At 67.7% G+C, this 24,245-nt stretch carries 22 protein-coding genes and 2 tRNA genes; 5 read left to right on the top strand and 19 right to left on the bottom strand.

Annotated elements, in window-relative coordinates:
* The 6 genes from AC4EEO_RS04640 to AC4EEO_RS04615 form a co-directional block, all read right to left on the bottom strand.
* Positions 1–462, bottom strand: coding sequence for an FAS1-like dehydratase domain-containing protein (locus tag AC4EEO_RS04640; protein WP_018760506.1), 462 nt, complete (start codon positions 460–462; stop codon positions 1–3).
* A 52-nt stretch (positions 463–514) separates the two neighbouring features.
* The gene (locus tag AC4EEO_RS04635; RefSeq protein ID WP_018760507.1) at positions 515–739 is read right to left on the bottom strand and encodes a DUF3188 domain-containing protein; all 225 of its coding nucleotides are present in this window, start codon (positions 737–739) and stop codon (positions 515–517) included.
* Between the two features lie 43 nt (positions 740–782).
* Positions 783–1,742 (bottom strand): DUF2797 domain-containing protein, encoded by a 960-nt coding sequence (locus AC4EEO_RS04630; protein WP_491340007.1) that lies wholly within the window; start codon positions 1,740–1,742, stop codon positions 783–785.
* 28 nt (positions 1,743–1,770) lie between these two features.
* Positions 1,771–2,634 (bottom strand): HpcH/HpaI aldolase/citrate lyase family protein, encoded by an 864-nt coding sequence (locus tag AC4EEO_RS04625; RefSeq protein WP_018760509.1) that lies wholly within the window; start codon positions 2,632–2,634, stop codon positions 1,771–1,773.
* 155 nt (positions 2,635–2,789) lie between these two features.
* Positions 2,790–3,731: an aldo/keto reductase gene (locus tag AC4EEO_RS04620; RefSeq protein ID WP_491340006.1), complete on the bottom strand. Its 942-nt coding sequence runs from the start codon at positions 3,729–3,731 to the stop codon at positions 2,790–2,792.
* 31 nt (positions 3,732–3,762) lie between these two features.
* Complete coding sequence (locus AC4EEO_RS04615) at positions 3,763–5,475, bottom strand: glycoside hydrolase family 13 protein (RefSeq protein WP_491340005.1); 1,713 nt, start codon at positions 5,473–5,475, stop codon at positions 3,763–3,765.
* A gap of 96 nt (positions 5,476–5,571) precedes the next feature.
* On the opposite strand from AC4EEO_RS04615, the gene AC4EEO_RS04610 reads away from it, so the two are divergent.
* Entirely contained in the window at positions 5,572–6,780 is a 1,209-nt protein-coding gene (locus AC4EEO_RS04610) for an ROK family protein (protein WP_491330309.1), read from the top strand.
* On the opposite strand, the gene AC4EEO_RS04605 is transcribed toward AC4EEO_RS04610, so the two are convergent.
* The 8 genes from AC4EEO_RS04605 to AC4EEO_RS04570 form a co-directional block, all read right to left on the bottom strand.
* Positions 6,781–8,352, bottom strand: a complete 1,572-nt coding sequence (locus tag AC4EEO_RS04605) for a Na+/H+ antiporter (protein ID WP_491340004.1) — start codon at positions 8,350–8,352, stop codon at positions 6,781–6,783.
* An 18-nt stretch (positions 8,353–8,370) separates the two neighbouring features.
* The gene (locus AC4EEO_RS04600; RefSeq protein ID WP_018760514.1) at positions 8,371–9,027 is read right to left on the bottom strand and encodes an SDR family oxidoreductase; all 657 of its coding nucleotides are present in this window, start codon (positions 9,025–9,027) and stop codon (positions 8,371–8,373) included.
* Between the two features lie 16 nt (positions 9,028–9,043).
* The gene (locus tag AC4EEO_RS04595) at positions 9,044–9,601 is read right to left on the bottom strand and encodes a dihydrofolate reductase family protein (RefSeq protein ID WP_491340003.1); all 558 of its coding nucleotides are present in this window, start codon (positions 9,599–9,601) and stop codon (positions 9,044–9,046) included.
* Positions 9,602–9,623: 22 nt separating this feature from the next.
* Positions 9,624–10,433: a membrane protein insertase YidC gene (gene yidC / locus AC4EEO_RS04590; RefSeq protein WP_491340002.1), complete on the bottom strand. Its 810-nt coding sequence runs from the start codon at positions 10,431–10,433 to the stop codon at positions 9,624–9,626.
* Positions 10,434–10,514: 81 nt separating this feature from the next.
* Positions 10,515–10,588 (bottom strand) — tRNA-Met (locus tag AC4EEO_RS04585).
* 61 nt (positions 10,589–10,649) lie between these two features.
* Positions 10,650–10,721 (bottom strand) — tRNA-Thr (locus tag AC4EEO_RS04580).
* A 296-nt stretch (positions 10,722–11,017) separates the two neighbouring features.
* On the bottom strand, positions 11,018–13,141 hold the full coding sequence (locus tag AC4EEO_RS04575) for a DEAD/DEAH box helicase (protein WP_491340001.1): 2,124 nt from the start codon (positions 13,139–13,141) through the stop codon (positions 11,018–11,020).
* Between the two features lie 409 nt (positions 13,142–13,550).
* Positions 13,551–14,204, bottom strand: coding sequence for an MOSC domain-containing protein (locus AC4EEO_RS04570; protein WP_491330314.1), 654 nt, complete (start codon positions 14,202–14,204; stop codon positions 13,551–13,553).
* A gap of 134 nt (positions 14,205–14,338) precedes the next feature.
* On the opposite strand from AC4EEO_RS04570, the gene AC4EEO_RS04565 reads away from it, so the two are divergent.
* The 4 genes from AC4EEO_RS04565 to AC4EEO_RS04550 are packed head-to-tail and all read left to right on the top strand — an operon-like array spanning position 14,339 to position 18,826.
* Positions 14,339–14,932: a Tat pathway signal protein gene (locus tag AC4EEO_RS04565; protein ID WP_491330315.1), complete on the top strand. Its 594-nt coding sequence runs from the start codon at positions 14,339–14,341 to the stop codon at positions 14,930–14,932.
* 3 nt (positions 14,933–14,935) lie between these two features.
* Complete coding sequence (locus AC4EEO_RS04560; protein ID WP_491340000.1) at positions 14,936–16,147, top strand: glutathionylspermidine synthase family protein; 1,212 nt, start codon at positions 14,936–14,938, stop codon at positions 16,145–16,147.
* A gap of 13 nt (positions 16,148–16,160) precedes the next feature.
* Positions 16,161–17,654 (top strand): APC family permease, encoded by a 1,494-nt coding sequence (locus tag AC4EEO_RS04555; protein ID WP_491339999.1) that lies wholly within the window; start codon positions 16,161–16,163, stop codon positions 17,652–17,654.
* Positions 17,651–18,826 carry an acyl-CoA dehydrogenase family protein gene (locus tag AC4EEO_RS04550; RefSeq protein WP_491339998.1) on the top strand — a complete coding sequence of 392 codons (1,176 nt, stop codon included), beginning with the start codon at positions 17,651–17,653 and terminating at the stop codon, positions 18,824–18,826. The genes AC4EEO_RS04555 and AC4EEO_RS04550 overlap by 4 nt, the downstream gene beginning before the upstream one ends.
* 105 nt (positions 18,827–18,931) lie before the next feature.
* On the opposite strand, the gene AC4EEO_RS04545 is transcribed toward AC4EEO_RS04550, so the two are convergent.
* Genes AC4EEO_RS04545 through AC4EEO_RS04525 form a run of 5 tightly spaced genes read right to left on the bottom strand, consistent with a single transcriptional unit; the run spans position 18,932 to position 24,241 of the window.
* Complete coding sequence (locus AC4EEO_RS04545; protein WP_018760523.1) at positions 18,932–19,702, bottom strand: SDR family oxidoreductase; 771 nt, start codon at positions 19,700–19,702, stop codon at positions 18,932–18,934.
* Between the two features lie 35 nt (positions 19,703–19,737).
* Positions 19,738–21,117: an MFS transporter gene (locus tag AC4EEO_RS04540; RefSeq protein WP_491340396.1), complete on the bottom strand. Its 1,380-nt coding sequence runs from the start codon at positions 21,115–21,117 to the stop codon at positions 19,738–19,740.
* Between the two features lie 5 nt (positions 21,118–21,122).
* Positions 21,123–21,629 (bottom strand): winged helix-turn-helix transcriptional regulator, encoded by a 507-nt coding sequence (locus AC4EEO_RS04535; protein ID WP_026264312.1) that lies wholly within the window; start codon positions 21,627–21,629, stop codon positions 21,123–21,125.
* Positions 21,630–21,681: 52 nt separating this feature from the next.
* Positions 21,682–22,845 carry a cystathionine gamma-synthase gene (locus AC4EEO_RS04530; RefSeq protein ID WP_018760526.1) on the bottom strand — a complete coding sequence of 388 codons (1,164 nt, stop codon included), beginning with the start codon at positions 22,843–22,845 and terminating at the stop codon, positions 21,682–21,684.
* 10 nt (positions 22,846–22,855) lie between these two features.
* Complete coding sequence (locus AC4EEO_RS04525; RefSeq protein WP_018760527.1) at positions 22,856–24,241, bottom strand: cystathionine beta-synthase; 1,386 nt, start codon at positions 24,239–24,241, stop codon at positions 22,856–22,858.
* Positions 24,242–24,245 lie beyond the last annotated feature (4 nt).

Below are 24,245 nucleotides of genomic sequence, written 5' to 3'. Positions count from 1 at the left end.
TTACTGTCCCTCTCCGCGGACCAGAATGGATGATGTGGTGGTGGTGACCTGCTCGCGGGAATCCCCGTCGCCGAGGGCAAAGATCTCTGAGCGGGTGGTGATCATGGCGCCGCCGCCCATGGCCCGGACACCGTCGACGTGCAGCTCCGCGACGAGGCGGTCTCCGGCCACGATGGCGCGGTGGTGGGTGAACCGCTGGTCGGCGTGGACCACGCGGGAGAAGTCGATTCCGGCTTCCGGATCCTCAATGAGCTGGGCATCGGCCCGCTGGGCGATGATGATGGCGAACGTGGGTGGGGCCACGAGATCGCGGTGGCCCAACGCCTTTGCTGCCTCAACGTCGAAGTGTGCGGCGTGCGTGGCCTTCACGGCGCGGGCGAACTCGCGGATTTTCTCCCGGCCAACGTCGTACACCTCTGCGGCAGGGTAGCTGCGGCCCTGCAGGTCCGGATTGATAGTCATGGATTCCAGCCTATCCTCAGCGCGTTGGCGGCAGGAAACGTGCGCCGAAACGCTACCGGCGGAGGTTCTTCCGGATGGACTGGCCGCGGACCACCATGCCGACGACGTGCAGCACCAGGCCCAGCCCGATCAGGGGCAGGGAAGCCATGGCCAGGCCCTGGTTGCCGCCGGTGTTGCCGATGAGGTTGAGGACAATGCCGACGGCAATCAGTCCCATCGCGCTGAAGACCAGGACTTTGTAGCGGGTTGGCGCGGTGGCCCAGAATTCGTTCAGCACCGTCCAAGTCTACCGAGCCCGGGGGCCCGGCAAACCCGGCGGGTCAGAACAGGGCTTCCTGAAGTGCCGGCACTGGTGAGGCGTACTCCCCCAGCACGATGGTCCTGGCGGCCAGTTGGGACAGGTTGACCACGAACCCGGCGTCCGTGCCGTCCAGCCGGGCCAGGGCGCTCGCTCCGCTCAGGGACGCGACGTCGAAGCCGTGGCACCCCCGGTCCAATGCGTGCGGGTACGCGTGGCGTGGCCCGGCCGCATGGAGGGCCCCGGCATGCACCGGCCGTACCCACTGCTCCGACACGGCGTCGAAGCCCTCGACGGCGGTGCGGGCCAGCAGGGCCCGCACCTGACCCGCGGCGCGGGCGTTGACGGCCGTCAATTCGGCGGCCGGAAGGGGGTACAACAGGGCCTCGGCCTTGGCCGCGGACCGGACCTGCTGGGTCAGGCCGGCCTGCTCCGTCACCAGGTCCTCCAGGACACGCACAACCTTTCCGTCCCGTGCCCTGGCGACGTAGGTTGCCGCCGCGGCTCCCTGTTCGGCCAGCCGGTTCCACTTTCGCGGTCCGGAGGCCGTTCCCACCTTCGTGGTGCCGCCTGCGAAAGTGGCCACATACAGCCAGTGTTCCTGCATCAGGTAGTCCCGCAAGCCGGGCGTGACCCGGCCGCCACGATGGAAATCATGCATCAGCCGGGACTCGTCCAGCACGAAGCACCGCTCGCACTGTTTTCCGCGGGCTGCGGCCGCCGCCGAGGCGCAAGGGATATGGTCCCGCCGCGTTGACGAGTGAACCACCGTATGCCCCAGGCAGGATTTCCCGGGACGGGCCACCTCGAAGCCCAGGCGTGCCCGCGGCGTGAGGCTGAGCTCCCGGAAGTCCCCGTCCGGTGACCGCAGGCGCAAAACCGGGCTTCCGGCGTCGTGCGCTGCTGTGGACGCCTGCGCCGCCGGGGAGGCGGGCACCCCATCCCAAAAGACCCCGTGGACCAGATAGGGGGTATCGGTCAACGGGGTCTCCTGCGGGAACGGGGCGGCGTTAAAGGGCCGGCTGGACCCCGAAGGCTACGGCGAGCTTCATGATCTTCTCGGCGCGGCCCAGGCGGGGCAGGTCGGAGCCGTCACGGATGACGCGGCCGTTGGCTTCGAAGTCGTTCATGAAGTCGGTGGCCCAGGCGACGTCGGACGGGGTGGGGCTGATGACCTCGTTGATCACCGGGGTCTGGTCGATCGCCAGGCAGAGCTTGCCGGTCATGCCCATCATCACCGTGATGCCGGTCTGTTCGCGCAGGATGGGGTGGTTGGTGCCCACGGTGGGGCCGTCAATGGGGCCCGGCAGGTTGCCCACCCGGCTGGCGACCACCAGCTTGGCGCGGGGGTAGGCCATGGCCTCCGGGGTGGCGGCCATGCCGGTATCGCGGCGGAAGTCGCCGGAACCGAACGCCAGCCGGAACGCGCCCTGTGCCTTGGCAATGTTGTTGGCTTCCTCTATGCCGACCGCGGATTCCACCAACGGGATCACCGGGGTCTTGCCGTCCATGCGGTGGAAGCTCTCGGTCACCTGGTCAGCCGACTCGGTCTTGGCGAGCATGACCCCCAGCAGGCCCGGGGTGCCGCGCAGGCCCGCGAGGTCATCGGCCCAGAACGGGCTGGTGGCGTCATTGATCCGGACCCAGGCCTGGCCGCCGGCGGTCAGCCAGTCCACCACATTGGCCCTGGCCTGGTCCTTCTGCGACGGGTCCACGGCATCTTCAATATCCAGGATGATCGAATCGGCCCGGGACACGGCCGACTGGTCGAAGAGCTCCGGCTTCATGGCATTGACGAGGAGCCACGAACGGGCGATCTCTGCGGGGATATTGCGTTCCGGCCTTACGGTTTCGGCGGCGATGGTAGACGTCATGGTTTCTACAGTATCCGCCCGGGAAGCGGCACGGCGAAGAAAACGGCCGGCTTGTGAGGATCAATACGAACTAAACGCGTTATGACCGGATACGGAAGCGGCGGGCGCCCTGATGACCATGCATCGGGACGCCCGCCGCCACCCTTGCGGAACGGTCAGGGGATGTTGCTGCCGCGCGCCGTCACCCAGAGCCGGTACCAGTCGGCCCGGGTCATGGCACCGGCCACCCTCTCCGCATCCGCACAGGCGAGGATGCGTTCGGGGTTGGCCGTCCCGATCACCGGCGCGATGCCGGACGGGTGCTTCATCAGCCAGCCCAGCAGGACCGACTCGCCGGTGGTCCCGTACTGCACCGCGAGTTCCGCCACAAGTTCTGCGGTGGCGGCCTCTGCAGGGGCCGGGCTTTCCAGCTCCGCCCCGGTGTAGGCGCCGCGGGCGAGGGACCCGTACGCCTGCAGGGTGATGTTGTTGCGGGCGCAGTACTCCAGCGTGCCGTGCGGGAAGCTGTACTCCAGGTGGTCCGGGTGGTTGACCAGGACCTGGCTTTCCAGCCATGCCCGCTTGAGCAGGCTCATCTCAAGCTGGTTGGCCACCACCGGCGTCTCCAGCCGGTCCCGCAAAGCCTCGATCTGGGCGGCGGACATGTTGGATACGCCCAACTGCCGGACCTTGCCTTCGGCCATCAGCTGCCCGACGGCGGACGCGACCTCTGCCGGGTCCGCCAGCGGATCCGGGCGGTGCAGCAGCAGGACGTCCACGAAGTCCGTCCGAAGCCTCCCGAGGCTGCCGTTGACCCGCTCCAGGATGCCTTCCCGGCTGAGGTCGTAGTGGGTCTGCAGGCCGCGTTCATTGAGCCGGATGCCGCACTTGGTCTGCAGCCGGATCCGCTCCCGCAGGCCCGGGGTGGCCGCCAGCACCTCGCCGAAAACTGCTTCCGACTTGCCCCGCCGGTAGATGTCCGCGTGATCGAACAGGGTGATCCCGGCGTCCATCGCCGCCTGGACGGCGGCAGCGGCCTGGTCCACATGCTTGGCTTCATGCGGCTCGTCAGACCAGCTGCCGCCCAGTCCCATGCACCCGTAGATGAGTTCCTGCATCAGGGGCACCCGGTTCCACGGCTGCCGTGCATCAGCGCAGCCACGCGGTGGTGTTCGCCGGCAGCTTGCCATCCTCCAGCGGCGAGCTGCTGACCAGCACTTCACCGGCGGGAAGGTCCACAGCCGTGGTCCCGAAGTTGGTCACCGACTGCCAGCCGTTGGGGCGCTTGAAGTGCAGCACATCCGGTGCGCCGGACTCGATCCACTCCAACTCTTCACCCGTGAGCAGTTCCCGGCGCAGCTTCAGGGCCTTGCGGTAGAGCTCCAGGGTGGAGCCGTCGGTGCCGTCCTGTGCCTCGACGGCGTACTTGCTGAACCAGTCCGGCTGCGGCAGGTGCGAGCCGCCGTCACCAAAGCCGAACGAGGTTCCCTCAACCTTCCACGGCAGCGGCACGCGGCAGCCGTCGCGGCCGATTTCCACGCCCTTGTTGCGGAAGTAGGACGGATCCTGGCGTTCCGATTCCGGGATGTCAGCCACTTCCTGCAGGCCCAGTTCCTCGCCCTGGTAGAGGTAGGCGGAGCCGGGAACTGCGAGCATCAGCAAGGTGGCGGCACGGGCCCGGCGTTCGCCGAGTTCCACGTCCAACTGGTCCTGTGGTCCGCCGGCGAGCAGCCAGTCCTTGCCGTCCTGGCCCTTGGCACCGGCCTTCTCCTTGGCCACCTGCGGCAGGCCGTAACGGGTGGCGTGCCTGACGACGTCGTGGTTGGAGAACACCCAGGTGGAGGAGGCACCGGTGGCAGCGGCCTCGGCAAGGTTGCGGGTGATGATCTCCTTGTACTCGGCGGCGTCGAAGTCGGCCTGCAGCAGGTCGAAGTTGAACGCCTGGCCCAGTCCCTGCGGACTGGCGTAGCGGGCGCGCCGGGTGGCGTGCACCCAGGCTTCGGCCACGGCGGTGCGCGGCGGGTTGTACTCGTTGAACACCTCACGCCATTCGGCGTAGATTTCGTGGACTTCGTCGCGGTCCCAGAACGGGTGCGAGCCGTCGTCGAATCCGTCCACACCGGTGTTGGCCGCGCTCAGTTCCAGCTTGGACAGCAGGGGCTCGGTGAGGTCCTTGGTCAGCGCGTGCGCCACGTCGACACGGAAGCCGTCCACGCCGCGGTCGGACCAGAAGCGCAGGGTCTCCAGGAAGTCGTCGCGGATCTCGCGGTTGGACCAGTTCAGGTCCGGCTGCTCCTTGGCGAAGATGTGCATGTACCACTGGCCGGGCGTGCCGTCCGGTTCGGTGATCCGCTCCCAGGCCGGTCCGCCGAACACCGAGTCCCAGTCCGACGGCGGGAACTCCCCGTTGGGGCCCTTGCCGTCGCGGAAGATGTAGCGGTCGCGGGCCGGGGATCCCTTGGGTGCGGCCAGCGCCTCCTGGAACCACCGGTGCCGGTTGGAGGAGTGGTTGGGGACGATGTCGGCGATCAGCTTGATGCCGGCGTCGTGAAGGGCCTTGGCCATCTCGTCGAAGTCCGCCAGCGTTCCGAGCTTGGGGTCGACGTCGCGGTAGTCGTCCACGTCGTAGCCGCCGTCAGCGAGCGCGGAGGGGTAGAACGGGCTCAGCCAGACGGCGTCGATTCGCAGCGATTTCAGGTACGGCACCTTGGCGGTGATGCCCTTCAGGTCACCGATGCCGTCGCCGTTGGAATCCGCGAAGCTGCGCGGGTAGATCTGGTAGACGGAAGCCTGGCGCCACCAGTTGGGGTCGGCAAGGCGGTCGGAGTCGGACAGGGTTGCCAGCGTGGCGGTGGTGGACAAGGAACGGTCCTTTTCGTCGGTGCGGGTATATTTATATTGGATCTAAATTTACTTCCCCAAGTATTATCTGGTGCATTGTGCAGGAAGGTCAACAGCATGCCTGAGCTGGTTCCGGCGACTCCCCAACTGCTGCGGCGGGTCAGCGCCGGCGCGGTCCTTGAGTTCATGCGCTCCGCTGCGGCAGTGACCGTCACGGACGTCATGGCAGCCACCGGCCTGACCCGCGCCACCACCATTGCCGTCTGCGAGGATTTGGTCCGGCGGGGCTGGATCCTGGAGCGGGAGAACCAGCGCGAGTTCGGGGGCTACCAGAAGGGCCGGCCTGCCCGCCGGTTCGAACTCAACGACCGCGCCGGCGTAGTGCTGGGCATGGACATCGGATACGCCAAGGTCACCGTGGCGGTCTCGGACCTTCGGGGCACAACCATTGGACGCGCCAGCCAGCCGTTCCAGGCCGGCGAGGTGGGATCCGCGGAACGCATTGCGTTCATTGATGGCGTTGCCACGGCCGCACTGCGCTCCGCCGCAGCGGCACCGGACCAGGTCCTGGCGGTCTGCGCCGGCGTGGCCGCGCCGGTGGACCGGCACGGGGAGGTGCTGGCAACGCAGGAATTCTGGGGCCTGTTCGATCTGGGACTGCGGCCGGCTTTGAAGGAGGCCCGGGGGTGGACTGTCCTGCTCGAGAACGACGCCAACCTGGCCGCTCTGGGCGAGCGGTGGCTGGGCTCGGCCGCCGGGATCGATGACGTCGTGGTGATCCTTGCGAGCGAACGGCTGGGATCCGGAATCGTGGAAGGGGGCCGGCTGGTTCACGGCAACCGCGGCAGCGCCGGCGAGCTCGCCTACCTGGATTTGGTGGACGGGGTGGGCGACACCTACGGGATCGCCCACCTGGCCCGGACCTGGGCCGCGGAAGCCCTGGCCGGGTCCGCCCCCACCGCACTCAGGGCCTTCCAGCCGGGCCGGGTCGAGGCCGAGCAGGTGTTCTCGGCCGCCGCGGACGGTGACGCCGTGGCCCGGGACATCCTGGACCGGCTGGCGGACAGGATGGCCCGGGTGGTGGGGACCGTGGCCACCTTGCTCAATCCGGAGCTCGTGGTGATCGGCGGCGGCGTGGCCAATTCCGCGGACGTGCTGCTGGGCCCCATCACCGCACGGCTAAAGAACTTTACCGCCACCCCCGCGCGGGTGTCCGTCTCCCCGCTGGGGGACTCGATCGTGACGGTGGGTGCGGTGCGCTGCGCCCTGGACTACGTGGAGAAGCATTCGCTCGACCTTGAGTTGGCTCTGCCGGCGCAGGCGTAGCTATTCCGGCATGATCATGGTGCGCAGGTCCAGTTGCCGCAGCACCCGGTCCGCCACCTCCGGATCCATGTCCGGTTCGTTGCGGGCCGCCACCACTTCCTGCCGCGCGGCATCCAACGCAATCGTCTGGACCGCGACGGCCAGTTCCCGCCCGCGCTTCCGTTTATCCGCCAAGGGCTCATCCGGCAGGTTGCCGCCCGCCAGCTCGACCTGCAGGCGGCGCATCCGCTCCTTGACCAGGGCCACCTTTTCCTGCGGCAGGTCCTTCATCAGGTGGTGCTGCTTCAGGGCCGCGACGGCGGCGGCCTGGGCGCGAGCGGCGAGTACCCGGACGGCGTCGCGTTCGGCCGTCCCGTCCTCGGAGGCTTTCAGGACGCGCATCAGCCACGGCAGCGTCAGGCCGGGAAGGACCAGCGTGGCCAGCAGCACCGCACAGGCAATCACCAGCACGTAGTCCCGGCCGGGGAACGGCGCACCGTCTGCCAGGGTCAGGGGCAGTGCCAGGGCCAGTGCCAGGGTGGCGAGCCCGCGCATCCCGCACCACGTCAGGATGAGGACTTCCTTCCACGACGTGGGCTGGAGGACGTTCTTGCGCTTCCGGGCACCCGCGGCGAGGATGGCCAGCCACAGGAACCGGACAGCGAAGACCAGGCTGCACACCACGGCGGCCACACCGGTCATGCCAAAAATATCGGCACCCTCATCCCGGATGACGTGCCGGATCTCCAGCCCCACCAGGCCGAAGGCCAGCCCCGTGACCAGCAGTTCCACCACGTCCCAGAAGGCGTTCCGCGTGACGCGCTCGGCGGCGTCCTGGGGGCGGGCGTGGCGCTGCATCTCGAGTGCGGTGACCACGACGGCGATCACACCGGATGCGTGCACCTCCTCCGCCAGGATGTAGGCGGCGAACGGCACCACCAGGGTCACTGCGCTCCGGGCGACCATGGACGTGACCAGCCTGGTGACCAGGGCGATGACCCACCCCATGGCGACACCGACCACCACGGCAAGCGCGGCGCCCAGGAGGAAGTTCAGGACGACGTCGGACCCCACCTTGGTGCCGCCCACGGCGGCGGCGACGGCCGCCTGGAAAATGACGATGGCGGCCGCGTCATTGAACAGGCCTTCGCTCTGCAGCACGGTAATCAGGCGCCGCGGCATGCGCACCCGGCCGGCCACGGACTCCACCGCCACGGGATCCGGAGGGGCCACCATGGCGCCGAGCGCGATGGCGGCTGGAACTCCGATGCCGGGAATCATCAGCCAGGCTGCTCCGGCCACCGCAGCGGTACTGATCACCACCAGGGCCACGGCCAGCATGATCAACGTGCGCCAGCGGACCCGGAACACCGCCCACGAGCTGCGCTGGGCGGTTGCGAACAACAGCGGCGGCAGGAAGATGGGAAGAATCAGCTCGGGTGGAATCTCGAGATCCGGAAATCCTGGAATGAACGTCAACGCCACGGCCAGGAGCAGCATCAGGACCGGGTATGGCAGCCTCAGCCGGTCGCCCAATCCGACGGCCACCACCGTGGCAAGCAGCAGGCCAATGATGAGGGCGAGCTGATCCATCCGGCTTCTGCCCGGCGCCTAGGCGCGCGGTCCCAGGGCGGCGGAGACCGGAAGGGTGCCGTCGCGGAACTCGATGGTCCGCCCAGCGGTCTGGGGCAGGTCCAGCACCGCCGCCGCAACGATCGCCGTGTTGGACCGCGATGTGTCGCGGTCCCCGTCAGGTGACGGGTCGACGTCGATCAGGCCGGTTCCGGGCTTGTCAGTCAAGGCACCCGGGCCCAGGATGGTCCACTCCAGCGCGGTACCGCGCAGGTACTCGTCCGCGGCGGCCTTGGCCTCCGCATAGGCGAAGAAGCTGTTGCTTTCGGGGACCCCGTGGTCCTTGCCTGCGCCGAAGTAGGACACCATGACGTAGCGGTTGACGCCCGCCTGGCCGGCGGCGTCGATGGAGCGGATGGCAGCGTCCCGGTCAACGGCGTAGGTCCGGTCAGGGTTGCCGCCGCCGGCGCCTGCGGACCAGACCACGGCGTCATGGCCCTGGAGTGCGCCGGCGATGTCCGCCGTGGTGGCATTCTCGACGTCCAGGACCACCGGCGTGGCGCCGGTCTCCTGCACGTCCGCTGCATGGTCGGGATTCCTGATGAACGAGGTGACGCTGTGGCCCTCCCCGGTCAGGAGGGCGGACAGGAGGAGGGCCACTTTCCCGTGGCCGCCAATGATGGCGATGCGTGTCATGCCCCCATTCTGCCTGCTAGGTCAGACATCTGTAACGCAGGTACACCGTGCCCGCCTCGAAGCGGCGCTCATCGACGAGCTCCAGCCCGGACTCCAGGCCGTCCGGCAGGAAACGCAGGCCGCCACCGACGGCCACCGGGGTGATGAACAGCCGGTACTCGTCCACGAGGCCGGCATCCAGGGCGTGCGCCGCGAGCGTGGGCCCGCCAATGGCGATGTCCTTGCCGCCGGCGGACTTCAGGCTCCGCACATCCTCCGGCCGGAACTGGCGTTCCACCCGGGTCCTGGGTGTCGCCGCGGCGTCAAGAGTCCTCGAGTACACCACCTTGTCCGCCCCCTTCCAGATCCGCGCATAGTCCTGGATCACGGCCGGTTCATCCGATGTGTCCCACGTTTCCCAGGCCGACATGACCTCATACATCCTGCGGCCGAAAAGGTACGTACCCACCTCCCGTTCGAGGTCGTTAATGAAGGCATGGACCTCCTCGTCAGGGGCGGACCAGGAAAAGTTGCCGTCCCGGCCCGCCGTGTAGCCGTCAAGGGACATGATTCCGGAATAGATCAGCTGCGCCATGGGCCCATTCTGCACGTGGAACTCATGCAGGCCCAGGACTTCGTGCCACCAGGTACTGCTGCCCCAAAGTCCAGAGGTTGGAAACAGTCCAGTAGGCCAGCACGCCGATGGGGAAGAAAATGCCGCCCACGCCAAAAACCAGCGGCAGCACATACAGCAGGATCTTCTGCTGCCGGACCAGCGGGCTCCCCGGGTCCTGCGTGCCCATGGCCCGTGCAGCCACGAGCCTCTGGGTCAGGAACTGGCATCCGATCATCAACAGGATCATGGCGACAGCGAGCACGGCCACGGTGGCGGGATCGCCCCCGCCGTGAACCAGGGACGCGGACAGGGGTGCCCCGAAAATGCTGGCCGAGTCGAATTGGGCCACCTGCGCCGGGCCCATGGCGCCGATGCCGGCCCCCTGCTGCGAGGCGTTTGAGACCCCTGACAGGACCTGGAACAGGGCCAGGAAGAACGGCGCCTGGATCAGCAGGGGCAGGCACGCGGAGAAGGGATTGGTGCCGTGCTTCCGGTACAGGGCCATCTGCTCCTGGGCCATGGCCTGCCGTGAAGCCTGGTCTGTCCTGCCCTTGTACCTGTCCTGCAGTTCCTTCAAGTCCGGCTGCAGGCGGCTCATCCTGCGCTGGACCCGGACCTGGGCCAGGAACACCGGAATAAGGGCGGCACGGATCACCAGGACCAGGCCCACGACGGCCAGGGTCCACGTTAGGCCGGCCGCCGGAGGCATTCCCGCCGAACTGAGCCCGTCGTGGAAAGCCACCATGATGACGGACACCAGCCACCGGAACGGCTCCAGGACCGCAGCAACAACATCCACCGAATCACCCATCCGCCAGTTGCTGCAAAGCTACTGCCGATCCGGGAAACAGAAAAGCCCCCGGATCCTTGCGGATTCCGGGGGCTTAGCCTGTAGCGGTGGGGAGGCTCGATCTCCCGACCTCACGATTATGAGTCGTGCGCTCTAACCAACTGAGCTACACCGCCACGAATGAGAAAAACCTGCGTCAAGCCGGTCAAAACCGCCTTGACGCAGGCCCTCATTCAGAGCCCCCCACCGGAATCGATCCGGTGACCTCGTTCTTACCAAGAACGCGCTCTACCACTGAGCTAGGGGGGCAACGAGTAAATACTCTACCGGAAGATTTCCGCACCAACAAATCGGCGCCTGGAGCCCCTCCCGGACGGTTGGACAGGCTCTTTGGAGGTCCGCGAAAGGTTGTTTTTCCCCGTAATTCCGGGGCTGCAGGGGCAAAGGGCAGCAAGGAGGACGACGGCGGCAACGGCCTTTTCAGGGCCCCCTGCCCACCGTTCCGGGGCACGAATGTGGCAAGTCCCACACCCGCGCGCTTAAACGCCGATGGGCCGGCTCGAAAGCCGGCCCATCGCCGTCGTCAATTCCTCAACGCCGGGCGTTTACCACTTGCCCTTGCGGTTGAAGTCGCGGTGTCCGCTGTCGCCGCCGTGGCGGGGCTTGCGGGAGCCGTCGCCGTGGCCACCGAAGCGCGAGTCGCCTGCCTGGCCCCGGTCGCCGAAGGACCGCTCCGACCGCTCGGTGTAAGAACGTCCGCCGCGCTCAGCAGAGGACCGTTCGCCGTCGTTCTTCCGGAATTCCTTCTTGAACCCGCCGTTGCCCTTGAAGTTGCCTCCGCGGTTGCCCTGGTAGCTGGGACGGTCGCCGGAAGGCCTGCGGCCGTTGTCCAGCTCGAGGTGGATCAGCTCGCCGCCGATCCGGGTACGGGACAAGGCGCGCAGCTGCTCGGGGCTCAGGTCTGCGGGCAGCTCCACCAGGGAGTGGTCCGAGCGGATGTCGATCCCGCCGATCTGCGCGGACGAGATGCCGCCTTCGTTGGCAATGGCGCCCACGATGGAGCCGGGCATGACGCGCTGGCGGCGTCCCACGGCGATCCGGTAGGTGGCATTGCCCTCGGTCAGCGCGCGGGTGGGCCCGCGGGAACCGAAGCCGTCCTTGGAGCGCTCGCGCTTCTGGAATTCAGGAGCGGCGGGCAGCTCCTTGACCAGGAGCGGCTGGCCGCCCTGCGCCATCACGGCAAGGGCCGCAGCGATCTCTGCTGCCGGGACGTTGTGCTCTTCCTCGTAGGAGGCGATGAGGTCGCGGAACGCCGCGACGTCCTCGGAGGCGAGGGTCTCGGTGATGCGCTCGGCGAACTTGCCCAGGCGCAGCGTGTTCACGGTCTCGGCCGTGGGCAGGTGCATCTGTTCCACCGGCTGGCGGGTGGCCTTTTCGATGGAACGCAGCAGGTACTTCTCCCGCGGCGTCATGAACAGGATCGCTTCGCCGGAACGGCCGGCACGGCCCGTGCGGCCGATGCGGTGCACGTAGGACTCGGTGTCATGCGGGATGTCGTAGTTGATGACGTGGCTGATCCGCTCGACGTCAAGGCCACGGGCGGCGACGTCGGTGGCCACCAGGATGTCGATCCGGCCTTCCTTCAGCGCGTCAACGGTGCGCTCGCGCTGCTGCTGCGGGATGTCGCCGTTGATGGCGGCAGCCTGGAATCCGCGGGACTTCAGCTTGTCGGCCAGGTCCTCGGTGGCCATCTTGGTCCGCACGAAGGCGATGACGCCGTCGAAGTCTTCGACCTCAAGGATGCGGGTCAGCGCGTCCAGCTTCTGCGGGCCCATGATCTGCAGGTAGCGCTGCCGGGTGTTGGCACCGGTGGTGGTCTTGGACTTGACCTGGACCTCGGCCGGATTGTTGAGGTATTGCTTGGACATCCGGCGGATCTGACCCGGCATGGTGGCCGAGAACAGCGCCACCTGGCGGTCCTCCGGGGTCTGCTGGAAGATCTGCTCCACGTCTTCGGCGAAGCCCATCCGCAGCATCTCGTCAGCCTCGTCCAGCACCAGGTACTGGAGTTCGGACAGGTCCAGGGAACCCTTGGAGATGTGGTCGATCACGCGGCCGGGGGTACCCACAACCACCTGGGCGCCGCGGCGGAGGCCGGCGAGCTGGGGGCCGTAGGCGGACCCGCCGTAGACCGGCAGCACGGTGAAGTCATCGATGTGCTTGGCGTAGGAGGTGAACGCTTCGGCGACCTGGAGCGCCAGCTCGCGGGTGGGAGCCAGGACCAGGGCCTGGGTCTTCCGGGAGGGGCCGTTGAGGTCGTGGAGTTCGGCCAGGCGGGACAGTGCCGGTACTGCGAATGCTGCAGTCTTACCGGTGCCGGTCTGGGCCAGGCCCACGACGTCGCGGCCTTCAAGCAGCAGCGGGATGGTGGCTGCCTGGATGGGGGACGGCTTTTCGTACCCGACGTCCTGCAGGGCGGCCAGGACGCGGCCATCGATGCCAAGATCGGCGAACTTGACGGTGTTTTCGTCTTCGTCCGCAGCAGGGGTGGCCGTGGCGGGGGCCTCGGCAGCAGGGGTGGCCGTGGCGGGCGCCTCAGCAGCAGGGGCTTCCGCGGCGGGAGCCTCGGCAGCAGGCGCTTCAACAGCGGGGGCTGCGGAGGGAGCGGTTACGGGAGCCTCGGCGGCGTCCTCGACAACAGCGGTGGTTTCGTTCTGATTTTCGGGCATAGGGAGATATTCCTCATCCATAGGGGGCCAGGCGGCACAACCCGAGGTGAGCGGAGCCGCAGTACACGTGCCGATGGTGCCGGGCAGACGTTGACCGGCCGGTCACAGAAGTCCGGCGCTTTCGCAATCCCGTGGCAGGACTTCGCGCTGCATCTCTTGGCTGCTATCCCAGCAGTCTGTACAGCGTTTTCTTTAGCCGGCTCTCCCTATGAAAATGCCCGCATCGCTTGCGCGGGCCCCAACACTTGCCAGTCCTGCCTCAAAAATTGGGCAGGAATAAGGGATTTCCGGAGTGGGGGATATTTCAAGTGTAAGGGACGGACACCGCCTGCGGGAAATCAAGGGCCCGACGACGGCGGTGAGCTTGCGCACACGGCCCGGGAACAGCGCGCAACGGGGCTTGTGGCGGCTACTCCCCCAGCCTCCGCATCAGTGCCTCGAACCTGGTGTGGTATTCCTCCTGGAGCCTGATTTCGCCGTCGGCCTCGGCATCGCGGAGGGCCTCGACGGCCTCCGCGTCGGGCGCACTGAACCACCGGCCGATGGTGACTCCATGGCGCGGCACGAATGTTTGGTGGATGTAATCGCCCGCCTGGATGGTGCCGGTGCGGATGACGCGCAGGTAGGCGCCCACCCGCCCTTCCTCGGTGAAGCGCTTCACCCACTGGGGTTCCTTCATCCGGCGTTGGAAGGTGGCGCAAGGGACGCGCGGAGAGGTGACCTCAAGGACGACGTCGGCGCCCACCTGCCAGCGCTCCCCGATCACCGCGTTGGTTGGTTCGATGCCGGAGACCCGCAGGTTCTCCCCAAAGATTCCCGGCGGCAGCTCGCGTCCGAGCGTCCCGGTCCAGAAGTCCGCGTCGGACTGCGAGTAGGCGTAGATGGCCTGGTCCTCGCCGCCGTGGTGGACCCGGTTGGCCTGGATGTCCCCGTGCACGCCCAACTTGTGCACCTTCACGGGACCTTCGGACGGGCGTTTGTCGATCGCGGTGACACCAACGTTTCCCTGGTCTCCCAGGAGCTGGTGGACGCGGCAGACGGCGAGGACAGAAGCTGGTTCCATGGCTTCAGTCTAGGGTTCCTGCCGGTGGTGCCAATCTCGTCAACTCACTGTTGCAGGGACTACGCTGGGTCGAGACTTGCAGGTGGGGGTGCAGCGCTGCGCCCAAATAGTGTTGACAACCGAGGGGGACGGCCGTGGACTCGAACGAAAAAGACCCGAAAGAGGACCCGGAGAAAACACCTCCGGAGGGAGGCGGAAGCGTCAAGCCGCCGCCTTGGCAGGTCCCCAAGCCGGAGCTGCGCCCCGACCTCCTCAACGAGCCCGTCCCGCTGGTGGATCCGTTTGCCCGCGAGCGCGAAAAGCAGCTCAACGCCGCTGCGGCGCGGAAGAAGCGTTCCCAGCGACGCACGGTGGTGGTGGGCCTGGGCGTCACGGCCCTCCTGGCGGGAACCATCACGGCGGTGGTGGCCAGCAACGAGGATGACCCCGAATACGCGCAGGTCTGCTTCAACGACGACACCGGCGAGCGCGTCGAGGACACCAACTGCGACAGCTCCGCCGGCCGCAGCGGCGGCGTCTACGCCTGGTATTTCTACTCCCGCGGGGCCAGCGTTCCGCCGGTGGGCCAGAACAGGTCCACGGCGCCGGGTTACACGCGGACTATCCCCAGCGGGGCAAAGGCCTCCACGGGGTACAGCAGCAAGGGCGGCACGGTCAGCCGCGGCGGGTTTGGTTCCAGCGCCAAGAGCGGCTCGAGTGGCGGCGGCGGCAAGGTCTCGGGAGGCTGAGCGGTGAAGAGACTGACATCCCAACCACGGCCCGGCTGGAAGCAGAAGATCGAAGAGCAGGGCCTGGTCTTCTCCACCACCACCATGGACGACGGACGCCGGATCGAGTACTGGAACGAATCGGCGTATTACGAGTTCAGCATGGACGAGGTGGAGACTCTTGAGGTCGCGGCCGAGGACATGCACCGGATGTGCCTGGAGGCGGCGAAGTTCCTGGCCACCGGGGCCATGGGGAGCATCGGCATCGGCCCCCAGGCCTTGGAGTTGGCGGCTGAATCCCTGCAGGCCGCCGACGTGGACGTCTACGGCCGGTTCGACTTCATCTACGACGGCCGGGGCGGCCCGGCCAAGATGCTCGAATACAACGCCGACACCCCCACCGGACTCATCGAGGCCTCCGTGGCGCAGTGGTTCTGGCTGCAGGACGTGTTCCCGGAGAAGGACCAGTGGAACGGCATCCACGAGGCCCTGATCCGGCAGTGGAAGAAGTTCCAGTACCGCACCGGCATGAGCACCCTCCACGTGGCCCACTCCGAGGTGGAGGAATCCGGCGAGGACTGGATGACTGCCGCGTACATGCGCGACGTCGCCAGCCAGGCGGGATGGACCACCATCGGGATCAACATGTCGGATATCGGTTGGGACCCCAACCTGAACCGGTTCGTGGACCTGGACAACTTCATGATCAGCACCATCTTCAAGCTGTACCCGTGGGAGCTGATGATGAAGGAAGAGTTCGGGCCCCGCCTCCTGGAACGTGCCCATAATCCGCGATGGGTTGAGCCGGCCTGGAAAATGCTGCTCTCCAACAAAGCCCTGCTGGCCGCCTTGTGGCACCTCTACCCGGACCACCCCAACCTGCTGCCCGCCTACCTCACGGACCCGGGGCCGCTGAAGGAATGGGTGGCCAAGCCCCTGCACGGCCGTGAAGGCGACAACATCCGGATCCACGCGGACGGCCTCACCGTGGAACAGCCCGGCGGTTACGGCCGCGAGGGCTGGTGCTACCAGCAGTACCACGCCCTTCCCGACTTCGACGGCAACCGTCCCGTGCTGGGCCTTTGGGTGGTGGACGGCGAATCCGTGGGCTGCGGCATCCGGGAATCCGACGGCCCGGTCACGGACTACTTCTGCCGCTTCGTACCCAACACCATCGACGCACCGGCACCGCTTTCGGCCGTGGCCAACTCCAGCATGGCAGGTATCGTCCTATGAACCCGGAGACAGCATGAGCACGGATATCACGACGACGGGAGGCCCCGGCAGCGGGCCCGGCGCCCCGGTGCCGGGCAAGGGATTGCGGGCCGGGATCCTGGACCTGGGCGACTCGGTAATGCTGGGGCTGGCCTCCACTGCCCCGGTGTACTCGCTGGCCGCCACCTTGGGCCTGATCGTTGCCGTGAACGGCAACTACACTCCCCTGATCCTGCTGTTGGGATTCGTCCCGGTCCTGTTCATCGCCTACGCCTTCCGCGAGCTCAACAGTGCAATCCCGGACTGCGGCACCACTTTCACCTGGTCCCGCCAGGCTTTCGGCCCGTGGGCGGGCTGGTTGGGCGGCTGGGGAGTGGCACTGGCCGGGATCGTGGTCCTGGCCAACCTTGCCCAGGTGGCCGGCCAGTATGTGTGGCTGCTGGTGGGTGACGGATCGCTTGCGCAGAATAAGGTGGTGGTCACCGCCACGGGCCTGCTGTTCATCGTCCTGATGACCCTGGTGAACTACCGCGGTATCCGGTTGGGTGAGCACGTCCAGCGGGTGCTGACCTATGTCCAGTACATCGCCCTGGGCGTCTTCGCCCTTGCCCTGGTGGCGCGGATCGTGGGCGGCGCCCCGGAGGGCCAGGCCTTCGACTTCGAGTGGTTCAACCCGGCGGGAGCCTTCGCCGATCCCGGAGCCGTGGTGCATGGAACCCTCCTTGCCCTGTTCATCTACTGGGGCTGGGACACCTGCCTTGCCGTGAACGAGGAGACCGAAAACCCCGCCAGTACGCCCGGCCGCGGGGCCGTGATTTCAGCGTTCGTCCTGATGGCGATCTACGTTTCGGTGGCACTGCTGGTGATGATGTACGCCACCGTGGGCTCCGAGGGCATCGGCCTGGGCAACGAGGCAAACAAGGACGATGTCTTCCTCGCCATGAAGGACGTGGTCCTGGGACCCTGGGGCTGGCTGATCGTCGTCGCGGTCCTGGCTTCCGTCCTGTCCTCCACCCAGACCACCATCCTGCCAACGGCCCGCGGCACCCTGTCCATGGGGGTCCACGGGGCCCTTCCGGCGAAATTCGCGGAGGTCCACGAGCGGAACCAGACGCCCGGTTTCTCCACCCAGGTGATGGGCGGGGCGGCTGCTGCCTACTACGTGGCCATGAGCTTACTGAGCGAGAACCTGCTGGCAGACTCCATCAGCGCCATCAGCCTGTTCATCGCGTTCTACTACGCCCTCACCGGGTACGCCTGCTTCTGGTACTTCCGGACCACCTTGCGGGACTCAGCACGGAACCTCTGGTTCCGCGGCATCCTTCCCCTCCTCGGGGCGGTGCTGCTGACTGCTGCGTTCTTCGTCTCCGCCGTGCAGATGTGGGACCCGGCGTACGGGAATACCCGGATCCTCGGCGTCGGCGGTGCCTTTGTCAGCGGCGTGGTGCTGCTGGCGCTGGGCCTGGTCCTGGCAGCCGTGTGCAGGTTCCTGCCGGCCACCCGCGGCTACTTCGAGGTGAAGCGTTGAGCGCCGGCCCGTCCGATGTCCTGGACCTCGACTCCCTGCTGTCCGCAGACGAGCTGGAGCTCCGCGAGCACATCCGGGACTACACCCGCCAACGGATCAAACCGGATATCGCCCGCTGGTACGAGGACGCGGTGTTCCCGCTGGAACTGGCCACCGAACTCGGCGAGCTGGGCGTCCTGGGGATGCACCTGGAAGGCTATGGCTGCCCGGGCCGGACCGCCGTCGAATACGGACTCGCGGCCATGGAACTGGAAGCGGGCGACTCCGGAATCCGCACGTTCGTGTCCGTCCAGGGTTCGCTGGCCATGACCGCCATCCACACCTGGGGCTCGGAGGAGCAGAAGCAGGAGTGGCTGCCGCGGATGGCCGCCGGCGAGGTGATCGGCTGCTTCGCCCTGACCGAACCCAGCGCTGGTTCAGATCCTGCCGCCATGGCCACCTTCGCCGAGCGGGACGGCAGCGGGGATGACGCCGGGTGGGTGCTGAACGGCGCCAAGCGCTGGATCGGCCTGGCCTCGGTGGCCGGGGTGATGGTGGTCTGGGCTATGACGGACGACGGCGTGCACGGTTTCCTGGTGCCGGCGGGAACCCCCGGCGTGACGGCAACGCCCATCCGGCAGAAGCTCTCCATGCGCGCGTCCATCCAGTGCGACGTGGTGTTCGACGACGTCCGGCTGGGCCCGGAGGCCCTGTTGCCTGCGGCCCGCGGGCTGCGCGGCCCGTTCACCTGCCTGAACGAGGCGCGGTACGGCATCGCCTGGGGCGCCATGGGCGCCGCCCGCGACTCGTACGAGGCCGCGCTGGCCTATTCGCTGGACCGCCTGCAGTTCGGCAAACCGCTGGCCGGCTACCAGCTCACGCAGGAGAAGCTGGTGAACATGCTGCTGGAGATCCAGAAAGGCACTCTCCTGGCGCTGCACCTGGGCCGCCTGAAGGACGCCGGGGCCCTCCGGCCGGAGCAGATTTCGCTGGCCAAGCTGAACAACGTCCGCGAAGCCATCGCCGTGGCGCGCGAAGCCCGGACCATCCTGGGTGGCAACGGCATTACCGGCGACTACTCACCGCTCCGGCACGCCGCGAACCTCGAGTCGGTCCGGACCTACGAAGGCACCGACGAGGTCCACACCCTGATCCTGGGCAGGCATATCACCGGGTTGGGCGCCTTCCACTGACCCTTCTTCCCAACCAGGTCGGAGTTGTTGTCGTTTTGGCGGTCCAAAACGACATCTAGTGCGAGCCAGTTGGGAGGGCGCGGGGCGAACGGGGCCGCAGGGAGCTCAGGCGGAGAAGCCGCCGTCGGCCTTGATCAGCTGCCCGGAGACCCAGCGCCCGGCGGGCGAGAGCAGGAACGCCACCGTTCCGGCGACGTCTGCAGGGGTGCCGAGGCGGCCGGTGGGCTGCTGGGAGGTGAGCGCTTCCTTTAGGTCGGGAGTCATCCATCCCGTATCGATGGGCCCCGGGTTCAGGACGTTCGCCGAGATGCGCTGTGGACCCAGCTCGCGTGCGGCGGCAATGACGATCCGGTCCAGGGCACCCTTGGAGGCGCCGTAGGGAAGGTTGAACGCGGTGTGGTCGCTGGTCAGTGCCACGATCGCGCCGCCGTCGTCCGGGGCCTGGCGGGCGAACGCGGCGATCAGCTGCCAGCTGGCGCGCGTGTTCACCGCGAAGTGCCGGTCGAAGGACTCCACGCTGGTGTCCAGCACCCCCGAATCCACCGATTCGGCATGGCTGAGCACGAGGCCCCGCAGCGGACCGGCCAGCTCCACGGCCTCGGCCACCAGCCTGTCCGGCACACCGGGGTCCTGCAGGTCTGCGGGTACGGCGTGGACCGTGGCGCCGATGGCTTCGAGCTCGGCGGTAAGGCGGAGGACATCGTCCGGCTCACTCCCCCACGGCATCCGGGCGTCATAGCCCGCCCAGTACGAGAGGACGAGGTCCCAGCCATCGGCGGCCAGCTGCCGGGTGATGCCGGCACCGATGTTCCCGGTGCGCCCGGCGCCGGTGACCAGGGCAACGGGGCGGGCAGCGGCGGGTGCGTCTGATTCCATCCGACCAGCCTAGCGCCGCCTTGTGGGGCGCTGGTTCAGGCCGCAGCCGGCTCCGCTGCCCGCGAACTCCGGTCCCGGCGGATGGTGGCGCTGGTGATCGCAGCGATGGTGCACATGGCCGCCGCACCCAGCCAGGCGTAGGTGTAGTGCCCGGTGGCATCCCGCAGGGCTCCGGCGGCGATGGCCGCCGCGGCGGCGCCGAGCTGGTGGGCCGCGAACACCCAGCCGAAGACCACGCTGCCGTCCGCACCAAACGTTTCGCGGCAGATGGCGGCCGTGGGGGGAACGGTGGCTACCCAGTCCAGGCCGTAGATCACCACGAAGACGATCATGCTGGGCTGGACCTCGGCGTTCAGCAGCAATGGCAGCACCAGCAGGCCGATGCCGCGGAACTGGTAGTAGACGGCCAGCAGGACGCGGGGATTGAACCTGTCGGTCAGCCAGCCGGAGGCGATGGTGCCGATGATGTCGAAGATCCCGACGACGGCGAGCAGTCCCGCGGCCGTGGTTTCGGGCATGCCGTGGTCGTGCGCGGAGGGGATGAAGTGGGTGCCGATCAGCCCGTTGGTGGTGGCTCCGCAGATGGCGAAACCTGCCGCCAGCGCCCAGAACGTCCGGACTTTGATGGCCCGGCGGAGGACCTGGAGGGCGCGGACGGCGGCGTTGGCGCGGGGCCCGTCCGCGGCTGCGGGGACTTTGGCTCCGTCCGGCATCACGGTGTCCGCGGGCACCGGGGGCACCGGGGGCACCGGGGGCAGGGCACCGTACGGCAACACCCCGACGTCGGCGGGCGAGTTCTTGAGGAACTTCAGCACCAGCGGGACCACGGCGAGGGCGCCCGCGGCGATCAGCAGGGATGCCTGCCGCCAGCCGGGGTCCAGTGCCAGGAGGGCGATGAACGGCAGGAAGACGAGCTGGCCGGCGGCGCTGCCGGCGGTCAGGATGCCGATGACCAGCCCGCGGTTTTTGGTGAACCAGGTGTTGGCGATGGTGGCCGCGAAGACCAAGGCCATGGAACCGGTGCCGAGGCCGATCAGCAGGCCCCAGGTCAGCAGGATCTGCCAGGACTGGTTCACCAGCACCGTCAAGGCGCTGCCGAGGCCGATCAGGACCAGGGCTGTTGCCGTGACGGCGCGGATGCCGAACCGTTCCATCAGGGCGGCGGCGAACGGTGCGGTCAGGCCGAACAGGACAAGGTTGATGCTGACCGCAGCCGACAGGACCGTGGTGGACCAGCCGAACTCCTGCTGGAGCGGGACCATGAGCACCCCGGGGGCCGCCCGGAATCCAGCCGCCCCGACCAGCGCAAGGAACGCCACGGCGGCGACGATCCATGCCGGGTGCAGCCGGCGGCGCCGGACCGTGTCCGGCCCGGCGGCGGCTTCGGCGGGTAGTTCGGCTGCTTCCTCGGGCAGGGTGCTCACGCGGCCGTTCCCTCCCGGGCTGCGGTGGACAACCGGATGGGCTGCTCGGACCGTGACCGGCTGTGCCAGCTGGTGTTCGCGGCGGTGAGCCGTTCCCCGCACCTCGTGCAGGTGTCGGCCGAGGTGGTGGGTTTCCCGCAGCCCGAATGGATGACGTACAGGTGGGCCTGCTCCGAGGGCGCGGGCAGGTGCTTCTCCGCCCAGATGGTGACCGCGTTCAGGACCGGGAGTGCGTCTTCACCCATGGCGGTGAGCACGTATTCCTGGCGGGTACGGCCGCCGTCGTCGTACGGCTTCTTCTCCAGCAGCCCGGACTCAACCAGACCCGCGAGCCGCTTGGTGAGGACCGAGTCGGCCACTTCGAGGCGGGCCTTCATGGGGTCGAACCGGCCGTTCCCGAAGAAGACCTCGCGCAGGACCAGGACGGACCAGGGGTCGCCCAGGATGTCCAGGCCGCGGGCCATGCTGCAGGTGCGTTGGGACCAGTCAGATCGGAGAGGCATACGGGAACCCTAGCTGACTTTCTTCAAGAAAGCCAGGGTTCCCCTGCCGCCGCTACGGTATTGCGGAAAAGGCTTGGTCGAGGTCGGCGATGAGGTCCTCGACGTCCTCGATGCCGCAGGACAGGCGCAGCAGGTTGACCGGAACTGCCAGCTCGGTACCTTTCACCGAGGCGTGGGTCATCTCTGACGGGTAGTTCATGAGCGATTCGATGCCGCCGAGCGATTCGGCCAGGGTGAACACGGTGGTGGACTCCGCCACCTTCCGGGCCGCGGCTTCACCGCCCTTGAACTGCACGGACACCATGCCGCCGAACTTGCGCATCTGCGTCCTGGCGAGTTCGTGGCCGGGGTGCGTCGGCAGGCCCGGGTACAGCACAGCCTCCACTTCAGGACGCTCCAGCAGCCACTCGGCCACCGCCTGGCCGTTCTCGCTGTGCCGGTCCATGCGCACGCCAAGCGTCTTCAGCCCCCGGGTGGTCAGGAAGGCGTCCATCGGCCCGGAAACCGCACCTACCGCGAACTGCACGAAACCGATCTTCTCCGCCAGCTCCGCGTCCTTCACCACCACGGCGCCGCCCACCACATCCGAGTGTCCGCCAATGTACTTGGTGGTGGAGTGGACCACCACGTCGGCACCGAGGGCCAGCGGGTTCTGCAGGTAGGGCGAGGCGAAGGTGTTGTCCACCACCAGCAGGGCGCCGGCGGCGTGGGCGATATCCGCGAGCGCGGCGATGTCCGTGATCTTCATCAGCGGGTTGGAGGGGGTCTCCACCCACACGAAGCGCGTCTTGTTGGCAGCGACGGCGCTGCGGACGGTGTCCAGGTTGGCCATGTCCACCGGGGTGTTGCCGATCCCCCAATCGCCCAGCACGCGGCTGATCAGCCGGTAGGTGCCGCCGTACGCGTCGTTGCCGAGCACGATGTGGTCGCCCGGGCGGGTGAGGGCACGGATAAGGGCGTCCTCCGCAGCCAGGCCGGAGCTGAAGCTGTAGGCGTGCGTCCCGAGTTCCAGGGCGGCAAGCTGTTCCTGCAGCGCGTCCCGGGTGGGGTTGCCGCCGCGGCCGTACTCGTAACCGCTGCGCAGGCCGCCGATGCCGTCCTGGGCGTAGGTGGAACTGAAGTGCAACGGGGGGACCACGGCGCCGGTACGGGGCTCGAAAGCCTGGCCGGCGTGGACGGCCCGGGTGTTGAAGCCTTGGTTCTCAGAGGCAGTCATGGGTGCTCCTTTAGTTGCTCAGGTAGGCCAGCAGGTCGTGCCGGGTGAGGATTCCCACGGGCGCGCCCACAAACGTGACCATCAGGGTATCCGTGTCCGAGAGCAGCTCCCTGGCGGCGGAGATGGTTTCCAGCGACCCGATCACGGGCAGCTTGGGGCCCATGTGTTCGGAAATCTTGTCCGTCAGCTTCGCTTCGCCGCGGAACAGCTTGGCGGTCAGCGTTCGTTCGTCCACGGCACCCAGGACCTCACCCATGACCACGGGCGGTTCCTGCGAGAGGACCGGGATGTGGCTGACGCCGAACTCGGTCATGATGTTGATGACGTCCCGCACGGATTCGTTGGGGTGGATGTGTACCAGGTCCGGAAGTTCGCCGGTCTTGGACTTGATGACCTCACCCACCGACGTTTCCTCGCCCCCGGAGAGGAAGCCGTAGGAGCGCATCCACTGGTCGTTGAAGATCTTCGCCAGGTATCCGCGGCCCGAGTCGGGCAGGATGACCACGACGACGGCACTTTCGGGCAGGTCCCGCGCCGCCTTGAGCGCTGCCACCACCGCCATGCCGGAGGAACCGCCCACCAGCAGGCCTTCCTCCCGCGCCAGGCGCCGGGTCATGGCGAAGGAGTCGGCGTCGCTGACGGCGATCACGTCGTCGGGGATGGACTTGTCGTAGTTGCCGGGCCACATGTCCTCGCCCACGCCCTCGACGAAGTAGGGCCGCCCGGTGCCGCCCGAGTAGACCGAGCCCTCGGGGTCGGCGCCGATGATCCGGACCACGCCGCCGTCGGACTCCGGCCGGTCAGCCGAAACTTCCTTCAAATAGCGGCCGGTCCCGGTGATGGTGCCGCCGGTGCCGGCGCCGATGACGCAGTGCGTGATCCTGCCGTCGGTATCACGCCAAATCTCAGGGCCGGTGGTCTTGTAGTGGCTGCCCGGAGCGGCGGGGTTGGAGAACTGGTCCGGCTTGTAGGCACCGGGTGTCTCCCGGGTGATCCGGTCCGAGACGCCGTAGTAGCTTTGCGGGCTCTCCGGCGGGACCGACGTGGGCGTGACCACCACTTCGGCGCCGTAGGCCTGCAGCACGGCCCGCTTGTCCTCGCCCACCTTGTCCGGGACCACGAAGATGCACTTGTAGCCCTTTTGCTGCGCCACCAGGGCCAGGCCCACGCCGGTGTTGCCGGACGTCGGCTCCACGATGGTGCCGCCCGGCTTCAGCTTGCCTTCGCGTTCGGCATCCTCGATCATCTGCGCCGCGATGCGGTCTTTGATGGAACCGCCGGGGTTCAGGTACTCCAGTTTGACCAAAATGGTGGCCTTGATGCCCTCGGTCACGTGGTTGAGTTTGATGAGCGGCGTATTGCCGATGAGGTCCAGGATGGACTGGGCGTACTTCATAGAT

This window comes from Pseudarthrobacter sp. MOO13, from assembly GCF_058267655.1.
Note: the sequence above shows the minus strand (reverse complement) of the source record. Positions and strands in the feature narration are given on the sequence as shown.